Genomic DNA, 272 nt, shown 5'->3' with positions numbered 1-272 from the left:
CTTCCTCAAATTTTGTAACTTTATCATCAGTAATTTCAAATAACCTTCCCTTTCCAATTCTAATACATCATTTAAATTTGTAAGGTTTGCTTCTTTCATTTTAGCAGTAATTTCATCAAACAAACTGTCTATTTTTCTGCTATCTTCAAAAGATTTCCCTTTATATAAAGTATAGATCTTTCCTTGTGAGTTTTCCTTTCTTGGATAAACTCTAATTCCTGTTTCTTCTAGTTCTATATCCTTTGTTTTCTCTTTATCTACTAAAGCATAAT

The 272-nt window shown here is 27.9% G+C and carries 1 pseudogene; it reads right to left on the bottom strand.

The window, feature by feature from the left end:
- Positions 1-272 (bottom strand): annotated as a pseudogene (locus HMPREF0072_RS10460) (hypothetical protein); the annotation flags it as partial.

It is taken from the genome of Anaerococcus lactolyticus ATCC 51172 (assembly GCF_000156575.1).
GTDB lineage: Bacteria > Bacillota > Clostridia > Tissierellales > Peptoniphilaceae > Anaerococcus > Anaerococcus lactolyticus.
The sequence above is the reverse complement of the archived record's forward strand: the minus strand, read 5'-3'. Positions and strand labels throughout refer to the sequence as shown.